Source organism: Moritella sp. 24, from assembly GCF_018219155.1.
Lineage (GTDB): Bacteria > Pseudomonadota > Gammaproteobacteria > Enterobacterales > Moritellaceae > Moritella.
On the sequence record NZ_CP056123.1, the window covers coordinates 1,758,207 to 1,777,906 of the forward strand.

Genomic DNA, 19,700 nt, shown 5'->3' on the forward strand with positions numbered 1-19,700 from the left:
CTTGAAATTGTCTCTTTTTCTACCATACTTCTGTAAGTTTACTACAAATGGTGAAAGAGGCAATTTTATGCCAATGTCTTATTTATCTTCATATCAGCTATTCAACGCTTTAGAAAAGGCGTTTACTTGTCCAGCAAGAAGCCTAACCAAATCACGCGGAAAAAATATTCATCGATACGCGAGTATCAAAATGAGGTGTATTATTTCTGTAGAGTCGACGCTTGAGTTTGACTCTTGTTTCCACTTTGATTTTCAAAAGGAAATAATTCGTTTTTGTTCTCAGCCAATTCGATTTTCATACGAACTTAACGGCAAAGAACATACTTATGTACCTGATTTTCTTGTTCAGTTTGATTGTGGTGAATTCGTACTTTATGAAGTGAAAACAGATGAGGAAGCAAATTCACAGCGTTTCAAATTGGAGTTTGAGGCTAAAAAGTTGGCTGCACAAAAACTGCTTGGCGTTGACCTCGAATTAATCAAAGAAAAAGCTATAAGAATTGTACCTTTACTCAAAAACTTAAAGTTGATGCATAGGTATTCATCTCGAAAAGAATTAACTGAACATCAAAAAATATTATTGAGTATTTTACAGAAGAATAGGGACAAAAAAATTGAAGATCTTATGTATTTAACCGGTTTTTCCTGCCAAAGTATATTCCCTATGGTTTGTGACTTACTGTCTAGATCTTTGTTTCAGACAGATCTTTATTCTCCTCTTAATAAAAGTACAAAATTAGGTGTGGTTTGTGCCTAGAAATTCATTTTCTGAATTTTATGGAAGCGCAAATTCTGATAATACCTCTGCTTTATCGGGTGAATTGAAAGACATTGAATTTGCGGACTGTGACGATTTACAAGATTTATCCGCATTTAATGAAAAGTGCGTGGCTGAAGCTCTTTTTAGACTGAAAATTTTGAAGGTAATATCTCGAGAATGTGCAAATATCAGCTTAGATAGTATTGAACCTTTCAGAGTTAAACTTCAGGTTGGTGAAAGTCGTTCAATACCTAGTTCGAGTTCCATTTATAGATGGTGGCTGTGCTTTCGACGTTCGGGGTTTGATATTACATCACTGGTTCCAAAGGTTAAACAGCGTGGTAACCGAACCATCAAGGTACCTGAAATTGTATCAGGGTATATGAATCAGGCTATTGAACAGGTAATTTCAGCAAAAAAAATTAATGTTTATGCGGCATTTAAACGAGTTAGAAGAAAAGTACGGCAATACAACCTTACTCATAGCGCTAGTCACAAATACCCTACTTATGAAGCTATTCGAAAGCGAGTAAAAAAGCTGACACCTTACGAAAAACTTGAAGCAGAGAAGGGAACGCGAGTTGCCAAACGTGAGTTTCGCCGCATGGGTAAAAAGATTCTTACAGAGAGGGTTTTGGAACGAGTAGAAGTCGATCATACTTGGCTAGACTTGTTTGCAGTTCATTTTAAGTATCGAGTAGCTATAGGTCGGCCTTATCTAACCCAACTTGTAGATTGTTATAGTAAGGCGGTAGTCGGTTTCTACTTAGGGTTTGAACCTCCAAGTTATATGTCAGTGGCACTTGCGCTGAAGAATGCAATTAAGCCAAAAACGGAATTACTAGAGTTATTTCCATCGGTGCAGAATGAATGGGTTTGTTATGGTATTCCAGATCTTCTTGTTACAGACAATGGGAAAGAATTTTTGTCTGCTGACTTTCATAGAGCATGCGACAGTCTTTTTATCAATGTGCACCAGAATAAGGTTGAAACACCAGATAATAAACCTCATACCGAACGTCAATTTGGAACTACAAATACCTCTTTACTTAATGATCTCCCAGGTAAAGCATTTAGTAACTATTTACAAAGAGAGGGTTATGATGCGATTAGTGAAGCTTCTCTTACGTTAGATGAAATCAAAGAGATTTACTTGATTTGGCTTGTAGATATTTTTCACGCAAAGCCAAACACAAGAGGTACCAACTGCCCTAATGTTGCTTGGAAACAAGCTGCTAGAATGTGGCCGCCTGATGAATTCAAAGGCACTGATGAGGAATTAGATTTTTGTTTCGCGAAGTTAGTTCTAGTTGCTCTGCGAAAAGAAGGGATTAGACTTAAAACTGAGTTGTATTACAGCAGCGAGCGCTTAGCGGAATACCGAGGCAAAAAGGGAAATCATAAAGTTACAATAAAATATAATCCAGACAATATGGGATTCATTTGGGTGCTCGACGAAGATAATGAATCATATTTTAAAGTACCAGCCGTAGATTATGAATATGCTAGCACGGTTACTCTGTGGCAGCATGAGAAAAACATAGAATTAAAACAGATGATTAATAGCAGTGAGTACGATGAAGACGCAGAGTTAGATGCTGAGTTACGCATAGATAGAATGGTTGATGCTTCGATTTCGATGAAAAAAACGACGATAACAAACAAACGCCGCGCAGCTAGATATCAAGAGAATGCTGAAAGGGCTCAAAATGCGAGAAAGCCGAATATTCTTGATAAAGCTAAATCGGAAGACATAAGTGATCCTAATCAAGAGGATAGTTCTGGTTGGGATATCGATTACGTTTAGGAGTTATCTATGCTACTTAATAAACAGGAACGAATAGAAAGGGCAAAAAAAGCGTTTATCACCACTCCTGACGTGGCCAAAATACTGAAAAATATTGAGCGGTGTAGGCAGTTATCTCGTTTCGATGCGGAACCCTCATGCATGATGGTTTACGGTGCTTCTGGGGTAGGCAAATCTTCAATTATTCGTAAATATCTAAAATCAAATGAAGGGAGTTCATCATTAAGGGGGGATATCGTTCCAGTTTTTTATATAGAGCTCCCCGATAATGCAAAGCCAGTTGATGTGGCTAGAGAAATGTTGTTGCAGCTAAATGACCCCCTTGCTTTGCATGAAACCGATGTTACTATTTTAACTAAACGAATCATTGACTTGGTGTCTTTGCTTAAAATTGAGATGATTATCATAGACGAATTTCAACACCTGATTGAAAAAATATCAAATCGAATCCTAGCTAGAGTCGGAGATTGGCTAAAGATTATAATAAAAAAAACGCAATGCCCAATAGCTCTTTTTGGTATGCCATATTCACAAGTTATTTTTGCCACGAACAGTCAGCTCAATGGTCTTTTTTCAATACAGTTTCATCTTAGACCGTTCAGTTATGCTTATAATAAGGATGTTTTTATAGGTTTTCTCAAACGGTTAGATGAAGCTTTGCCGTTTGATAATATGTCCGGATTAGGAGAGGACCGATTAGCTAAAAAGCTGTATGCATTTTCTGGAGGTAATATGCGCTCACTGAGAAATTTAGTATTTCATGCGTCAGTCAATGCGATAGAGTCTGAGAGAGAGTCTATTATTACCGATGATTTCCGCGATGCTTCTGAACTTACATCAGGAAATAAATTGGCCAGTTGGGAAAATCCGTTCCAAAAAGGCGTAACAATTACCGATAATATGCTAGCAGACCCAGCGAAAGAACTAGGCTATGAGGACTACATTCAACACAACAAACGAGGTGGTAAACCTTTTGATCCTAGTAAGGCGTTTAATTGAATTAAAACCTATTTCAAGGTATTGATGAAATGAGTTGATTTCATATTATTTTCTAGGTAGTAAAAGTATTGCACGAGTATAGTTGTAGTAAAACCTTATATTTAGTCTTAACCAACTGATTCATCAGTGGATAAGTTGAATAGAGTTCTAAGCACCTCATCCTAGAACGTAAGCGCATTAACGTTTACTCTTGAATGAAGTGTTAAAATTTCCCCAGTGATTATCTACCTATTCGGTAGTGCTCGATTTAAAAATACCTCCAAGTGAGGTCGTGGTTTTATCAACTACTTTTTCAGTAGTGTGCCATTAATCCTTATCAACTACTTTTATCAGTAGTTAATAGGGATTATAGTCCTCATTTTTGATTGTGCTTTATATTTACTTATCAACAGTATTAAAATTCAGTAATATTATTCTCGGTGTTTTTCAAGATAGTTGTCACTAGTTGCTTGCAAATAAGCAGCTCATTTGCTGACAAGAAAAGGTGGATTGGAATGATGAAGGTAATAACACTTGAATGGCACATTTGTAGAAAAGGCTAAGTTGAAAAACACCGTTTAACTGAATACTCGTGCTGATTACGCTAACACGTTTCTGCCCCTTTTTGGCTTAGAGTCGTTACTCACTAATAATATGTTCATGTCGATTTTCAATAGATTTACTCATGTGAGGAATTTGTCATATCACGACTACACACTCGCTTTTGTCCCTGTGTAGTGGTCAAGTAAAACTGTAACGATTTGTATTCTAAGATCAAAAAAGCCTCCAGTTAGGAAGCAAATTTCACTAAACCACTACATCCATTACATCAGAGCCTCTGAAAGTTACCTCTGTCGCAGACAGAGGCTTAATTCAGCTTGCTCTTTAATCGCTGTGTTATTTCCAGCTATCGTTTTCTAACACTAACTTGCCTCTGACTTTTCCGTCTTCAAATGCTTGGTGTGCAGCGGATACATTACTAAAACTAAACACTTCGTCATGAACTAAAGGCTTAATCTTTCCTGCTTCAACTAACTGGGTTATTTCATTAAGAATTTCACCATGATGAGCACGCCCCACGCCTTGTGTTAACGGGATCAACATTAGAATAAGGTGTAAACTCAGCGCTTTAGAAGCAGCACCTGCTAAATTAAACTCTCCAAATAGCTGTGTACTAGCCAATTGACCATTGAGTTTTGTTGCTTCTACAGAGCTAGCAAAATTAGCACCACCAACAGGATCAAATACAATATCGAAACCAGTACCATGAGTTAATCTTTCAACGTATTCAGCTACTTTTTCATTTTTATAATTAACAACATTATCTGCCCCCAATGTTTGAGCAAGATTGACTGCACCATCATTAGCAATAGTCGTGGTAACAATCGCACCTTTAGCTTTAGCCAATTGAACAACAACATGGCCTACACCACCCGTACCACCGTGAACTAACACTTGTTCACCCGGTTGTACATTGGCTTTATCGACTAAGCCTTCCCAAGCCGTAATAGCAACGAGCGGTAACGCTGCAGCTTGGGAAAAAGATAGATTTGAAGGCATTTTCGCCACTTGTACGGCATCTACTGCCATATAGTCAGCTAAAGCGCCTTGGTTGCCTGCAATACCACCCATACAACCATAAACTTTATCACCCACGTTAAAGCCTTCAACTGAATCGCCAACGACTTCAACAGTACCTGCAAAATCAGAATGCAGAACTGTGGGTAGCGCATCATAAAAAGCACCGCTTCTTTGCATAACATCTTTGGGGTTTAAACTTGTTGCATGAATTTTAACTAATAACTGCTCAACCTTTGCGTCAGGTTTAGCCATCTCTACTGCTTGAAATACACTTGCGTTTCCGTATTCATTAATCGCCATTGCTCTCATTGTTTTCCCTCTATTTTAGTTGCTTACTTACTGACTTATTTACTCGATGTTTGACAGTGTAGTAAATTGCTATTAGTTACACTAGGGGGTATTATTGACGTTCTATATTAACTAAAAGTTAAGAATAATGATGAGACATTCTCTTCAAGCAATCACTGCCTTTGTCAAAACCGCATCATTGGGAAGTTTTGCCTCAGCAGCAAAAGATTTAGAACAAACTCCTGCCTCGATTAGTAAGCAGGTAAAAAAACTTGAGCAGCAACTCGGTACGCGTTTATTAAATAGAACCACTCGCAGCTTATCGCTGACTGATGAGGGTAAATACTTATATAATAAATATCGTGCCGCGTTAGCGCTGTTAGATTCTTCAAGTGATTGGTTAGATTTGAGAAAGCAGCAACCTTCGGGAAAGTTGCGCGTGAGTATGCCGCAAAGTATCGGGCTACATGTAATAATGCCATTAATCCCTAAATTTAAAACGAAGTTTCCTCATATTGAGGTCGAACTATTTTTTGATGATAATGTAAAGGATCCGATAAGCCACGGATTCGATGTCGGTATTCGTGGTGGTGGTATGCCTTCAAGCGGATTAATCGCACGTAAATTGGTGCCAATGCAGTTCTTCTTATGTGCAACACCTGAGTATTTAGCTTCTAAACCAAGAATAACTTCGCCAGCAGATTTGGTCTTGCATCAGCAAGTACGTTTTCGGTTAACGGGCAATGGTAAGGTTGAAGAGTGGACATTTGAAAAAAGTGAAGAGACTTTTACAGTGACTGAAAACACCGTACTAACGGTAAATACACAAGACGCTATGTGTGACGCAATTTTAGCACATATGGGGATTGGCTTTTTGGATGTTTTTAATTTAAAGCCCTATGTAGATTCAGGCAAGCTTGTTTACTTATTACCTCAATATCATAGCCTAGACCAAGATAGGTATTATCATCTTTATTATCCCAATAGAGAAAACTTAGCGGCTAAAGTAAGAGTGTTTATTGATTTTGTAATTAAACATGTACAAGTGCCAGTTTTATAGAAAAGTGTTCCCATCTTCAATTTTTCACCCTTAACGGCCTTTGTTTATCAAAGTCTTGTGACTAAGATGTTCGTGATCATCTTAGATATAGAGTTCTTAGCCACTTTAAGAATTCTTAGATTATCTTCATTATTTTAAGAATTCTTAAGTTGCGTAAGAATTCGACTTAATCTAGTCGTTAGTTAATACGCCCTTGTTGATGAACCAATAGTCTTGCAGCAATTTTAAACCCTAGCTTGCCCCAAATCGAGTTAGAGTTTTACTCCCGCATGTTTTATTCATGGAAGTTCGCCATACATTTTATCATGTGAAAAATGGGAGTAATTTGGTATATCAAAGTTACTCATCAAAATTGACCACTGAGTCTTAAATTTTCCTATTAATTAAATACAATGTACTGTAATTTAAACTACCTATTTATGAGTGTAATGGTAAGTATCTACAGGAGAAGTACTAATGGTGAGTGTGGAAGAACATTATGAAAGCCTATTATCTGATGTATATACATGGCTAATGGGTGGATTTGATGAAGCAAAAAGAAGTAATTTAGTGTTCTTTCAAAATAGAAACATTACTCCTTCATCTTCTGGTATCGCTTTTGATTTAGGTGCGGGATCTGGCTTTCAATCTATCCCTTTGGCAGAACTCGGTTTTAATGTAACAGCAATAGACCTTAGCCCAAAATTATTGGATGAGCTAAGGTCGAACTCTAATAATAAGTCACTCGTTACCATCAATGATGATATTTTAAATTTCAGGGACCATCTTAGTACTAATTGTGAATTGATAGTCTGTATGACTGATACAATTACGCATCTAAAATCGAAGAATGACGCTTTAACTATATTCCAGAACTCATTTAGTTCGCTTGAGGATGGTGGGAAGTTAATTCTAACTTTTCGTGACTTATCTACAGAACTTAAAGATACAGATAGGTTTATTCCGGTGAGAAGTGACGAAAATATCATCTTCACCTGTTTTTTAGAATATGAGCGTGAAACAGTTAAGATACATGACATTGTTTACATCAAAAAAAATGATAAATGGGAACTTAATAAAAGTTCTTATCGTAAGATCAGACTCTCTGTCGAGTGGGTAGAAAAACAACTTTCTAATATTGGCTTTAAAATTGAAGAATCAAGTAATAGGAACGGCTTCCAAACAATCGTAGCTGTAAAATCAAGCTAGATTACAATGAGAAAATCAAGATGCTAAGCCACTTTTCACCCATTATTTGGGCGTTATATTTTTATTGAATTCTGTACATTATTAGTAGGAAATTATGATCAATCGTGAATGGTTAATTGAATTGTTTTCGCATCTGGAAAATGGAAACCCCCAAGGATTTTTTGCACATGTCCATGATGATGTTGTATGGGAAGTAACTGGAACTCATCCGCTTGCTGGTATCTTTACATCTAAGCAAGACTTCATTTCAGGGACAATTTCAAAATTGAATGAAGTATTAGAGTCACCTTTATCATTGAAATTAGTTTCTTGTATTACTGATGGGAGTTCAGCTTCAATTGAATTGGTTGCCAATTCAGTAACAAAAAAAGGGGCTGAGTTTCATAATCGTTATTGTTGGGTTTGCGAATTTGAGAATAGCCAAATAGTACGGGTTCGTGCATATTTAGATTCAGCATTAGTTGCTAAAACGCTGGCTTAACATTGTAGAATTGAGTTTAGTGCACAAAATCTAACAAGGGTTTTCAAGTTGGACTCGTAACAGCTTGCTCGGTTCCACTTCGTTTTACATTTTAGTAAGCTATTACCCGTCGCTTAAAATGGCGTTGGTCTTTGCTCTGTAGGAGGTGTACGCATGCAAGTAAACATCAAAGGCATTGTTGAATTAGATAAACTCAATATGAGTAATATCCTTTTAAATTCTAAGGATGAGTTTTCCTATGACACCAGAAAAAATCAGCTAATTAAAGAGATATCTGATGGGATTAAGATTGTTGAATATAATAACGGTCTACAGTTAGCAGGTTATATTCAGTATGATTTTTTAGAAAATGGAAACTGCTTCATTTTGTCTCTACAAGTTCACCCTTTACATAGAGATGGTGCTGTACTTAAGACTCTCTTTAAATCATTCGCAAAAGAATTAAATAAAGAAAAGCCAAATGCGTTAATAAGCTACGTACATATGAGTAACCCTATCTCTATACAGCTACACAAAAGGTTAAAATTTGAAATACAAAAGGAATATGAACAAAAGTTTAAATTTATAATTGAGGGAATTAATTTACAAAAGCTTATTGATAAATTTCATAAATAAACTTGTTGTAACTGCTTCGCTATACTTTCAGTAATGCGAAACGTCCTCTCTGATGCTTAAGCTCTAAGCCATTTTTGTCCACGAACGAGTTAGCTAATAGGGCTAACTCAAAATTGCCCCATATTACGTTAGAGCTTCTACTCACTCACGTTATGCGCATACCGGTTTACTATACATTTTATCATGAAAAATTGACCAACTGAGCTGATCATATTATACATAATAAAATGGTTAGATAAGGCGGTTTTATACTGTAGTTTTAGTAGTTTGGTGAAAAGAATCACGATTTAACAAAAGACCTTAGGTTTGCCTTGTACCTAAAAATAAATAGAATATACTCAATCACATAGCTAGGCTTGTTTATAATTTACAAGACTAAATTATAATATTAGCATTTAACAAATTTTTCTAGGTGGCATTTAACTGCGCTGCTGAAAACGGCGTAATGCGCATGACTAACCTTCTATGAAAGGATTCAATGATGAAAAAAGTATTGGTTACAGGTGGTAGCAAAGGTATTGGGTTAGAAACGGTTAAAACCTTTTTTGCTCAAGGGTATACAGTTATTACGTGCGCTCGCTCTATAGAGACTTGGCGTGAAGTTATTTTTTCTAATCCCGAGCTTTCTGATGTCGATTTTCAAATTGTTGATCTATCCGACAATAGCCAAGTTGATAACCTGTTTACTCATATTAAATCAGCCTATGGTGAATTAGATATCGCGGTTAATAATGCTTCTCCGGCATTAGGCTCTGGTGGTACGTTTTCAGAAGTGGCCGTCGATGCGCTATTTAAAACCTTAGTCAGTGATTTTTGGTCACATGCATTATGTCTAAAGCATGAGCTTCAACTTATGTCTAAAGGTGCATCTATCGTCAACGTCAGTTCAGTGAACGGCATACGTCCAACACCAAATGCATCGATGTATAGCGCATCAAAACATGGCTTAGAGGGTTTAACTCATTCAGTCGCACTTGAAGCAATTAAGGATGGTATTCGAATAAATGCTGTTGCGCCTGGGGTTACTTGGACACCTCGCTGGGAGGAGAGACAAGCAACACAAAATCCAAGTATTCGCAGTGAAGTCGAAGGTGTAGTTCCAATTAATCGGTTTGCAGCTCCATCAGAAATTGTGAATGCTATTGAGTGGTTATGTTCTGATAAATCAAGCTATGTTGTGGGACATACTCTCGTTGTCGACGGAGGTTTATCTCTGACTTAATGTTTCAAATATATAAGGATATTACGTGGAAATAAGGTTTGGAAAGCTATCCGATGTAATCGTTATTACAGACATATTTAACTTCTACATCATTAACACAAATGCTCGTTTCGAAGAACAGATTTTTTCTTACGAAGATAGATTGGAATGGTTTCAGCAATTTGAGTCTAATTCAAAGTATCAAATCTATGTGGTAATAGAGAATGATTCGGTTTTAGGGTTTGCTTGCTCTCAACCATATAGGTCAATATCAGCATTTGAGGGCACAGTGGAAGTTACTGTTTATCTCGACGAAAACGCTAAAGGTAAGGGAGTTGGTTCATCACTATATAGTCGACTTTTTGTCGAGTTGGAAGCGCAAGGAGTTCATAGAGTCTTGTCAGGCATCGCGTTACCCAATGACGCATCCATTGCTTTACACAAGCGTTTTGGCTTCAGAGAAGTCGGTGTATTCAACGAATATGCTCAGAAAAATGGAAAATACATCAGTTCAATTTGGTTGGAGAAGGTACTCCCCTTAAATCTCACTTTATAATGAGGCGTTACCTTATTTTTATAATGCTAATTAAGCTTGTTTGAGTGACCACTCTAAGCCATTTCTGTCCACAAACGAGTTAACTCGATATTCTTATTGGTTAATGCAATAAAGTGATTTAATAGTTTCCTTTAACCACAGCAACTTCGGATTGTGAGCGTTACGTTTATGCCAAATCAACGTGAAGGGAATTAATAGCTTATCATGATAAGTTTTGTCTACTGGGATAGGTAAACACAACAAATCTGGATGCTGTTGCTTAGTATAATGTTGACAATATGCGGGGGCTGTAGTGATCATATTTTGATCTGGTTGAGCTGACATGAATAATGATTGCTCAAAGCTAGCCATAGTAAGCGTGATATCTCGTTTCAATCCCTGTTCACTTAATACTTCATCTAACGCCCAAGTTTCACACTTTTCCCAAACAATATTGATATGTGGATATTTGAGGAATGTCTCGAGGTTCCATTTTTCTTGCAAGGCCGGATGATCTTTATGCAAATATACAACCGGAAGATCATAAAAAAGAATTTCAAAGTCAATGAAGTAAGGGAGTAGATGCAATGACTCTTTAGAGCGTGGATGACTTTCTCTTCCCGTGAGACCAATATCAGTTTCACCACGGATAATTGATTCTAAGGAATCGTAATCCCAGTTATGCGTTTTTATTTTAGCGTCTGTATAATGCTGTTGAATCTTCTGAGCTAGTTCATTTAGCATGGTTAGCAGAAGCGGAGATTCTATCGCTAAATCAAATTGAATCCCTTTTGGCGAGTCACCACTATGTTTTTCCAGTAATTGGCTACTTATCTGTAGCCAATCTGCAAGATCTTGTTCCATGCTCTGTGTGAAAGGGGTTGGTGCTAATCCTTTGGGGGTTTTAACAAACAGAGGGTCATCAAACCAATCTCGTAATTTTCTCAACGACTTACTCACTGTAGATGGCGTGACATTCAACTTTTTTGCTGTTCTTGATACGCTATGTTCTTTAGATAATAGTTGTAATGTATACAGCAAGTTAAAATCAAGCTGAGCAAGTGATTTTTTCATATTGATGACCGTGAGAAGGTTTAGGTATCCATAATATTAGAGCAAGGCTAATTACGCTACCTATAATCAAGGTTGTAAGTAGCATATTCAGTGCATTTATGTCTGCAGCTCCCATTAACCAAATGTACAAAGCCGAACAAGATACTTGAGTTATACCAAGCAATGAACTTGCCATTCCTGCGCGTACAGAATACGGGCTAAGAGCCTGACTCATAGATACACCAAAACCAATGGCAAAACCCGCACATAACAGTCCAAAACTGAGTAAATACAAATGATTATTTAAATTCAAATAGAGTGTGAGTGCTATCATCGCAGCAGCTAGTGCAAACAATATTTGCGATGCTAGTAGTAAGCTGCGTTCTTTAAATATAGATAATGCAAAAGGTGCTGAAAACGAGGTAAGCATACTGACTAAAGCGGTACCTGCCACAATAGTAGAATACTCGCTTCTATCAAACCCCATTTCTCCCATTATCAATAAAGGCGATACGTTGACATACGTTAAAATGGTCATCACTCCGAGCGAAGTTATAACCACGCGGCTGATAAAAAAGCGCTCTAAAAATGATTCTTGCACAAGGTTACAGTCTGAATGAATATTATTAATGGCAGTTAGCTTGCGTGGCTTAGTTTCTTTTAATATCAGTGAAGATAATAGGCTGACCACGCACCCCATCAGTGCCATCGTAATAAATAGACTTGGCCATGGGAATTTGAGCATTATAAGGTAACCAATCACGGGGGCAATAACAGGAATAACACAAGTGATCCCGTTGAGCATAGAAAGTACTTTAGCACGTTGGATGTCGTCCAAAGTATCTCGGATAATTGCAAAGGCAGCCACGTAACAGCTACCTGCACCAATCCCTTGGATGAATCGAGCAATAAGAAACTGCGTACTATGTTCGGCCATTCCAGCAAGTATTGATGATACTGTAAAGATGATGGCTCCCGTAATAGCTACAGGTTTACGACCTATTGAATCGGCCACTTTCCCAGCAATAAGCATTGTCGTTGCCATACCTATTAAATAGATAGAAAAAGCAAAATGCAGTTGGAATTCAGTTGCGTGAAGATCCGCTGCAATTTGTGGCAGGCCAACAAGATAAAGATCGATGGCAGTGGGATAAAGTAGTACAAGCGTAAAACAACAAAGAAGGTAACGGAACATATCATACTCATAAATTAATTAATTAGTTATGAGTATGATAGTGCTGTAAATATTGGCTGACGAGTGAGTTTTATGACATCAGGTATTTCCATTCACGACAAACACTAAAATAAGCTTTGGTTATTTTGATACTAAATCTAATGAATATTACTATCAGCTAGTACAATAACTCTAACTCACTTATGTCCACTAACGAGTTAGCTGATCTGGCTAACTCATGTGATCACCAAGCGACTCTGACAACATCGTTTTTTCGGTGTGTTTCGGGCGTAATTACACAATATTGATCTTCGGTAAAAAGGCAATACGACCAGCGTTTTTGTATCTGTTATGATGCGTACATCATTCTAGGATGGATGGTGTATCTGGTACAGTTATCGCTGCAATATATTAAGGATTTCCTCTCATATGAATAAACATCTAAATATCTTTAGAACCTACGCAAAGACTGAACGAGCCTACCAATTGGAAAACGATCTAACTCGTGCGTTGGCGATATGTATGCAAGAAGATGCATTATTTCTGCATGAAGTACTTAAGATTATTTTTGCTGGCGATGAGCTTTACAACCAACTATTTGAAGACTTAAATAGTTTCCCGAATCTTAAAATCGCGATTCAAAAGAACTCTAAAGATATTAAGGGCTTTAAGCATATCTATGCAGTTAGTTTGAGTGAAACCGAGATGACCGACTTCTGGGCTCAAACAAGGGTGGATGAGTACGACCCGATTTGTGATTTAGTGCTCACCATCAACGATGTTTGTATAGTAATTGAAGCAAAGAGGGACTGTATCGACTGTACCGCTCAGCTGTATAATCAAATCTTCAACATCCTCCGTAAGGATGGTCTGAATCTCGACGATTGCAGAGATAAGGTGACAGATAGAGATTTGAACTGGTCGAAGTTAATGACGGTTGCGGTAAAGGTATCTAGCTTCGAGCGGATGAGTGGAAACAAGAACCGTTTTTTGACCGACTTCATCAAGCTAATAAAAGATCATAATCCAAATTGGCTCCCAGCTACGCCTATCGGTTCACTTAACTCAATTAATGCTGATGCCATATATCGTCGTGTTCGCATGGCTGTAGAGCATTTTGAGACATCTAAAGTGGGGTTAGAGCTCCTTAGTTACAATGATCGTCTTGGCACAACCTTTTCGAAGAGCTGGGCAAATGAAGTGCTGTTTCACGTAACTAAAGAAGAAGACTTAGTAGCTTCTATCTACCCTGGTAACACGAAAGGTCAGGGATGGCATATCTTCCATAAAGATCCTGAATTCAATCAAGAGGTAGTCTTGAATGGCAAATCATATCCTGTTTCTATCGGTTGTCACATCAAGTTTTCAGGGCAGGGTTATGTGACAGGTCTTTGGTTTGATGAAGATAAGCTAAAGAAGAAGTTGTATACACAGAAGAACTTTCAGAATAAAACAGGTCGTTATTCGAAAGAAAACTGGCACGAGATTGAAGCACTTCTTGATGAGCACTTAGATTATGACTGGCGAAAACAATGTGATTGGAAAAGTAAGATACTTGATTCCAACAGAACAGTAATTAATTTTGCCATTGGGTATGTAGTTGAGTTGGCTGTGCCTAGAGAAACGCTAAGAAATATTGATACTCAGATACAAGACATTGGGCCGCTTACAAAGCTTTTAGGTGACATATATGATACTTTCGAGAATGATTTAATTAAATCTTAAAGAGTGGTCGTCATGAGTGGTATGGCAGAGTGATTTTGACCACTTGCTTCGACGTTTTCAATACAAAACCTTATCTGAATAACTATAAACAGAATAAGTCTTTAAAAACTGACTGAGTAATTAACTTATTGCTCAGTTGTATAAATTACTCAATCAGTTTGTTTTCATATTTTTTCAACTAGAAAGAGTTAATCGCCCTTGCTACCTATGCGGTAGTTCATGTTTCAAATGGGTTATTACGTCGGCGTTTATATTGATCAACTACCTGTGCGGTAGTGCACCAATCCAGCGGCCTTTCTTATACTGCATAATCTTGATCAACTACCTGTGCGGTAGTGCACTATTACTTAATTAAATATAGCTATTATTTTTTATGTGGTTAGCAAAATTTCAGTAAAATAACTAATTTTTTGAAGTTTTAAAAAACCATAATAAAATGAATGAATTAAACTCAAGTTATAAAAAATGGTTAAATTAGAGGCACGGACTGGAATCTTTTATCGCCATTTGAAAGCCCGTAACTGCTGAATACACCACACCCTTGCATTGTAGAGCTAGCAGACATTTGTATATTTAATCTGAAATTTCTTTGTTTCGTGGAACTGGTTTCAGCAAGTGAGTGGTAATGTTTTGTAACCGTTACATCTTTTTGAAGTTTTCGAGGATTGTATATCTCTCCTCTAGCTAGCGCTCTTTTTTCTAAGCGCATTGAAGTACGTGTTTGTCCAGCAGCTGTCGATTTATCAATGCTTTGATTTCGTTTAAATAAAGCAAAAGAGCAATTTGGAGGAACTTCATTAACTTGTGATATCTGAAAATTCTTTAATTCATTCATTTCTTTGAAATATTGTCGACTGATAATGAACTCCAGTTCAATTCGGTTAGTGCTGACAAATGTAATTGTCCCTCCCACGGTCTCTTGATTCCATTGTGGGAATGAGATCCCAATATTTCTGGTATCATATTTATAGTTGAATCGATGCAATTCTCTGATGCATTTGGCGGCCAATACTTCATTATTGCAATGCTTAGGTAAAAAGCCGATATTTATGTAATACCAATTCATTGTTTTATTTCCCCTTATGCTGGAACAGACCACCTTTGATCAAATTTGCTATAATAAAATGCATATCAGCTACGTCAGCATCATTAAGCTTTTCTTTTTTTAAAAGAAGCTCATTAAAGCTATCTAAACGCCTTAAAAGAGAAAAGAAGTCCTTTTCAGAAGAAGGGTGACGACGTGCAATAACATCTTGTTTGTCTACTCCATATCGTCCAACCCTCAGGGGCTTTTCCGCGTTTGGATACCAGTCGTCTATTGTTGCGATAGCTGCACCAACTTTATAGCATCCTATGATTGGTGAAGTTATCCCTTCGATGTCGGTCGTTTGATACTTCTTATTATTATCGGATTGATTACTCGTTTTATTTTTGTTTTTTTCTGTGAATGTTTGGCTAGGATAAAGCTGAGCATTTGTTGGATATGTCAATGTTGCTTTGATCTCAAGGATCGTGAGTTCATCTGATACTGTGAGACTTTTTATAACCTGTTCAACTAGAGCATTCCAATGTGGTGTCTGTTTGAAATGTTCACCGTCATAGTAATTTCTACGAATATCATTGAAATGAAATGGTTGTTTGTTCCATGGCCAAAGTATTACTTCAATATTTAAGGTCTTAGCATATTTTTTGTTGTTCCATAGCCAATCACCATTACACATATTAATTAAATAATGCGTTATAACTTCATTCATACCAATTCTGGAATTATAGTTTTCTACAAATTGATTAATCATGGATTTAACGTATGTATCTGAGCATTTTAAAGGGTTGAGTAGTTCTGGAGATATTGTAATTGAACATTCTGCTTCGATGTACTTACAACCATATGGGACACAACAGAAATCGACTTCGTGTGGATTACCTTGTGCTAACTTATATTCACTAACCGATTCATCTACTTTACCTGAGCTTTCATACCCGTCAGAAGAACCATCAAATAATCCTAACACTTTACGAGTCGTTTTTTTTAGAGGTGTTCTTATAGTATCAGGCCAGCATACATGAAACGTGACATCAGTAGGCTTAATAGAGCCAGTGAAAGAGAGGCTAATTGGTAGTTCCATTTGATTTCCTTGTTTTTAGCATTGGCCCAAAACTAGATAATTCATATTCCCAAAAAATAGAGTCTAGGTTGGTATTATTGTTGATTGTGCTCAATTTAGTTATTGCAATCACTGCTTCACATAATGCGTGTGGCCAACTTCTTAAACTACCAGGCTTATCGTGTGGCGTTTCTAACAACGCATAGCCTAAGCAATTGACCTTTGCTTTATGATCGTTTTCTAGTACCGCGATAATGTCTTTAAAATCACTTAAAGAGTGAGCGGTATCAGATGTAATCCATTGACCTATTGTTTCGGGAATGGACTCTATGGCAGCTTGTTCGGATGCTTTATATATGAAATTATGAATGTTATTGATTGCAAAACTTAAATTCCCTCTAGCAAAACGTTTAGGAATCAGCTGACAAATTTGTTCCGAGGTTAAATGTTGGTGCTTATCACAATGCAGAATGAGGCTGAATTGTAAATCGCATTGCCAATTATCATATGTTGCAGGGGTAGAGATTTTAATAACATCTGTTTGCTTAGGAAAGTTTTTTTGGACTGGCTCTTTCGTTAAACCTCTATTCTCTACATGAGCAGTATGAATACAAATAGCAAAGCTTAGTATTTTGAAATTAGCGATTTTATTTTTCACTCGCCTTTCAAAAGCATGAATAAATCCAAAAAATGCCATTAATGAAGGTAACCCAATGCTATAAGGTGTGCTCATTGCATTGGCACTACAAACTCTAAGATTTGGTATGGTAAGGCAACTTCCTTCTGGTTGAGAATCAGTTTTTTTCGACTCTTTATATGTATTTTTTATGCCCGTTATTTGATTCTTAAATAGTCTTGTTAGCTTGGGCTCATAAGCAAAACGGTTCGCATAGTTTTTTAATGATAATTCGTAATTTAATGATTCAGTTAACTGTTGTGCAGAGAGTGTTGAATCAGGTTGCAGCATGAGCCAATCTCGAATCATTTGGTTAATTTCGTTAGTGAATAACTTTCTTTGAATTTTTATCTTGGTAATAGGTGAAAGCCACTGATATGAACTTAAATACTGCTGCATAGCTCTGGTGCGTTGATGATTAAGCCATTGATTCGTATTGTTAACAGAATTGTGTTTTTTTTGTCCTATTTGAGGAAATGAGCGAATCATTCGAATTGCTCCTCCGCACGTCATTGGCAGTACTCCCATATTAGTTGCACGGGAATATCTTGTTATACATTGAACTCGATACTTGCCTTCAAGTGATTGATAGCAGTCAGCTTGCATGGTTTGTGATACAACAGGAGAAAGGCTGATATAACTATTTTTATTATCAGGAAGTGAGATTTGAGATAGATAGTTTGAAGTAAGATCTACATCTATGATCTCTTTGGAAATTTTTTTAAGTTGGTTGGACACTGAACGCTGTGTTTTTTGATAACAACCGAGATTTTTGAGCTGTTGCCATATCGGATGATCAAAATCAGAAAGAAGGTCACCAAGGCAGGTGATTTTATCTTCCCAAATAAACTCACTTGTGAAAAAAACAGCAGTATTCATATACTTTGAGTCGTGAGCATAGCACCAATCTGTTGTTGGCAGTTTAACAGAAGAAAGTAGGTATGGAGGAACTTCAGTCAATGATTGTATTCGTATTGAACCTTGGGCTCGAATATCAGGAAATTTTACGTTATGGCTCTGACGATATTTAAACGCAGTGATACATGAAGCCCACCATTTATCACAGCGTAACATTTCTTTGCTGGTACTTTTATCGAATAAGTTTTTTTGCTTTTTGATTGGTTCTGTTAAGTTAGTCAATATTATTAAAGCTAATGTAATATCATCAGAAATATTAATAGGTTTACTTAATGGCCTGAAAGCATTTCGTAAAGCTGCGTTGAGATCTTCGTATTCTTCGGCATTGAAATCTTTGATTTTTTTCATTTAACACCTAGATACATAAAATGAACGGTTGAATTCATCAGTTTGAAATTCTGCAAGCCAAAGACAAAATACGTCACCTAAATAGAACTGGTAATCAGTAACATTGAGAGGGGAACCAGGTTTGACTCGCTTAAATGGTTTAATAAGACGTTGCTCAACCATTGATGCCACTTGTTCTAGAGTGCAATTTAGAAAAACTGAGATCTCAATTGCATTCATATGTAAATTAGCAATAAGGCCATCTTGTTCCCATAAATGATCATCAATGAATTGAACCAATTCTCGCAAGATAAGGTTATGGCGTAAACTTCGGTCAGGAAGACGTATCGCGTTAAAAAGTAATGTATCAAAAACATCTTTTACACGAAGTTCACTTTTGCTAACTACAGCATGTTCAATGCTAAATGTTATTTTATCATTGATGTGAATATGAAATGCCAAAGGCCATTCGTGCCATAAATGTACAAAATCATTTAATTTGATTTTTAATTCAGGATTTTTTTCCCACCAATGTAATAGTCCCCACCGATAGGAGATTGGGATATTTGGTAAAGGGGGGTTAATGCCGCCGGTAAGCCATTTACTAATCATGATAAAGTTATCACTTGGATCTAATTGATTAATTTCTAATGGTTCACAACACTGATTACATACACCACTCAACCCATCTTTTCGGTAATCATAATTAGCACCGCACGTACATTTATCAATGAGACTTACATTATGAGTATGACATGCTTCATAAGCTGTAAAATGCCAGTAGTAGGAGGCATATCCGTTCTCATGAAGGCATACTGGGCAGCAAGGTATGTTCCCTTTACGCAGCAATGAACGAGGTATAACTTCAGAACCTCTAATCAGTCCAGTAGTACTAGGAGAGTAGGCAATTGATGTTCTATTAATTGCAATACCGAGTAGTTCTACTGGCTCATTGAACGTTAAGGAACCTAGTTTATGAAGTGCGGCTGTTCTTGCGGTTGAATGAGCTTTTGAAGAAAATGGATTGAGTAGACTAATATTTGTTGGAAAGGTTTGAAATTTATATGTGTCGATATTTTGTAAGAGACGCTTGACGGCCATTAAAAAGCGAGTTACATCATCATACCCATTTTTATTGGCTATCCGAATAACGAAACTCTCGAGGCTTTCATCGTGGTGTGGGGCAGGCCTTTGTCGAAACATAAGTTTTGTATATTAGATGATTAAT

The 19,700-nt window shown here is 36.9% G+C and carries 17 protein-coding genes; 10 read left to right on the top strand and 7 right to left on the bottom strand.

The window, feature by feature from the left end:
- Positions 1-67 precede the first annotated feature (67 nt).
- The 3 genes from HWV00_RS07945 to HWV00_RS07955 are packed head-to-tail and all read left to right on the top strand — an operon-like array spanning position 68 to position 3,566.
- Positions 68-757 (top strand): TnsA endonuclease N-terminal domain-containing protein, encoded by a 690-nt coding sequence (locus HWV00_RS07945; protein WP_211685561.1) that lies wholly within the window; start codon positions 68-70, stop codon positions 755-757.
- Complete coding sequence (locus HWV00_RS07950; RefSeq protein WP_211685562.1) at positions 750-2,567, top strand: Mu transposase C-terminal domain-containing protein; 1,818 nt, start codon at positions 750-752, stop codon at positions 2,565-2,567. Before HWV00_RS07945 ends, HWV00_RS07950 begins: the two co-directional genes overlap by 8 nt.
- A 9-nt stretch (positions 2,568-2,576) precedes the next feature.
- Positions 2,577-3,566 carry a TniB family NTP-binding protein gene (locus tag HWV00_RS07955; RefSeq protein WP_211685563.1) on the top strand — a complete coding sequence of 330 codons (990 nt, stop codon included), beginning with the start codon at positions 2,577-2,579 and terminating at the stop codon, positions 3,564-3,566.
- An 876-nt stretch (positions 3,567-4,442) separates the two neighbouring features.
- Here HWV00_RS07955 and HWV00_RS07960 read toward each other — a convergent pair.
- Positions 4,443-5,435, bottom strand: a complete 993-nt coding sequence (locus HWV00_RS07960) for a zinc-binding dehydrogenase (RefSeq protein ID WP_211685564.1) — start codon at positions 5,433-5,435, stop codon at positions 4,443-4,445.
- A 127-nt stretch (positions 5,436-5,562) separates the two neighbouring features.
- Here HWV00_RS07960 and HWV00_RS07965 point away from each other — a divergent pair, with 127 nt between their 5' ends.
- The 6 genes from HWV00_RS07965 (at position 5,563) to HWV00_RS07990 (ending at position 10,515) form a co-directional block, all read left to right on the top strand.
- Positions 5,563-6,474: a LysR family transcriptional regulator gene (locus tag HWV00_RS07965; protein WP_211685565.1), complete on the top strand. Its 912-nt coding sequence runs from the start codon at positions 5,563-5,565 to the stop codon at positions 6,472-6,474.
- A 456-nt stretch (positions 6,475-6,930) separates the two neighbouring features.
- Positions 6,931-7,662, top strand: coding sequence for a bifunctional 2-polyprenyl-6-hydroxyphenol methylase/3-demethylubiquinol 3-O-methyltransferase UbiG (locus HWV00_RS07970; protein WP_211685566.1), 732 nt, complete (start codon positions 6,931-6,933; stop codon positions 7,660-7,662).
- Between the two features lie 94 nt (positions 7,663-7,756).
- Positions 7,757-8,143, top strand: coding sequence for a nuclear transport factor 2 family protein (locus HWV00_RS07975; protein ID WP_211685567.1), 387 nt, complete (start codon positions 7,757-7,759; stop codon positions 8,141-8,143).
- Positions 8,144-8,296: 153 nt separating this feature from the next.
- The gene (locus tag HWV00_RS07980) at positions 8,297-8,758 is read left to right on the top strand and encodes a hypothetical protein (RefSeq protein WP_211685568.1); all 462 of its coding nucleotides are present in this window, start codon (positions 8,297-8,299) and stop codon (positions 8,756-8,758) included.
- Between the two features lie 478 nt (positions 8,759-9,236).
- Entirely contained in the window at positions 9,237-9,980 is a 744-nt protein-coding gene (locus HWV00_RS07985; RefSeq protein ID WP_211685569.1) for an SDR family NAD(P)-dependent oxidoreductase, read from the top strand.
- A 25-nt stretch (positions 9,981-10,005) separates the two neighbouring features.
- Positions 10,006-10,515: a GNAT family N-acetyltransferase gene (locus HWV00_RS07990; protein ID WP_211685570.1), complete on the top strand. Its 510-nt coding sequence runs from the start codon at positions 10,006-10,008 to the stop codon at positions 10,513-10,515.
- Between the two features lie 93 nt (positions 10,516-10,608).
- Here the strand turns inward: HWV00_RS07990 and yidZ are convergent, their stop codons facing one another.
- Both yidZ and HWV00_RS08000 read right to left on the bottom strand, forming a co-directional pair.
- Positions 10,609-11,568 carry an HTH-type transcriptional regulator YidZ gene (gene yidZ, locus HWV00_RS07995; protein WP_211685571.1) on the bottom strand — a complete coding sequence of 320 codons (960 nt, stop codon included), beginning with the start codon at positions 11,566-11,568 and terminating at the stop codon, positions 10,609-10,611.
- Entirely contained in the window at positions 11,543-12,742 is a 1,200-nt protein-coding gene (locus HWV00_RS08000) for an MFS transporter (RefSeq protein WP_211685572.1), read from the bottom strand. Before HWV00_RS08000 ends, yidZ begins: the two co-directional genes overlap by 26 nt.
- Positions 12,743-13,243: 501 nt before the next feature.
- Between HWV00_RS08000 and HWV00_RS08005 the strand changes: the two genes are divergently transcribed.
- Positions 13,244-14,446 carry a hypothetical protein gene (locus HWV00_RS08005; protein ID WP_211685573.1) on the top strand — a complete coding sequence of 401 codons (1,203 nt, stop codon included), beginning with the start codon at positions 13,244-13,246 and terminating at the stop codon, positions 14,444-14,446.
- Between the two features lie 469 nt (positions 14,447-14,915).
- Here the strand turns inward: HWV00_RS08005 and cas6f are convergent, their stop codons facing one another.
- The 4 genes from cas6f to HWV00_RS08025 are packed head-to-tail and all read right to left on the bottom strand — an operon-like array spanning position 14,916 to position 19,675.
- Positions 14,916-15,512: a type I-F CRISPR-associated endoribonuclease Cas6/Csy4 gene (cas6f, locus tag HWV00_RS08010; protein WP_211685574.1), complete on the bottom strand. Its 597-nt coding sequence runs from the start codon at positions 15,510-15,512 to the stop codon at positions 14,916-14,918.
- A 4-nt stretch (positions 15,513-15,516) separates the two neighbouring features.
- Positions 15,517-16,572 (bottom strand): type I-F CRISPR-associated protein Csy3, encoded by a 1,056-nt coding sequence (gene csy3 / locus HWV00_RS08015; RefSeq protein WP_211685575.1) that lies wholly within the window; start codon positions 16,570-16,572, stop codon positions 15,517-15,519.
- A complete protein-coding gene (locus tag HWV00_RS08020; RefSeq protein WP_211685576.1) occupies positions 16,556-18,493 on the bottom strand; it encodes a type I-F CRISPR-associated protein Csy2 in 1,938 nt (645 codons plus the stop codon). The genes csy3 and HWV00_RS08020 overlap by 17 nt, the downstream gene beginning before the upstream one ends.
- On the bottom strand, positions 18,494-19,675 hold the full coding sequence (locus tag HWV00_RS08025; protein ID WP_211685577.1) for a TniQ family protein: 1,182 nt from the start codon (positions 19,673-19,675) through the stop codon (positions 18,494-18,496).
- Between the last annotated feature and the right edge of the window lie 25 nt (positions 19,676-19,700).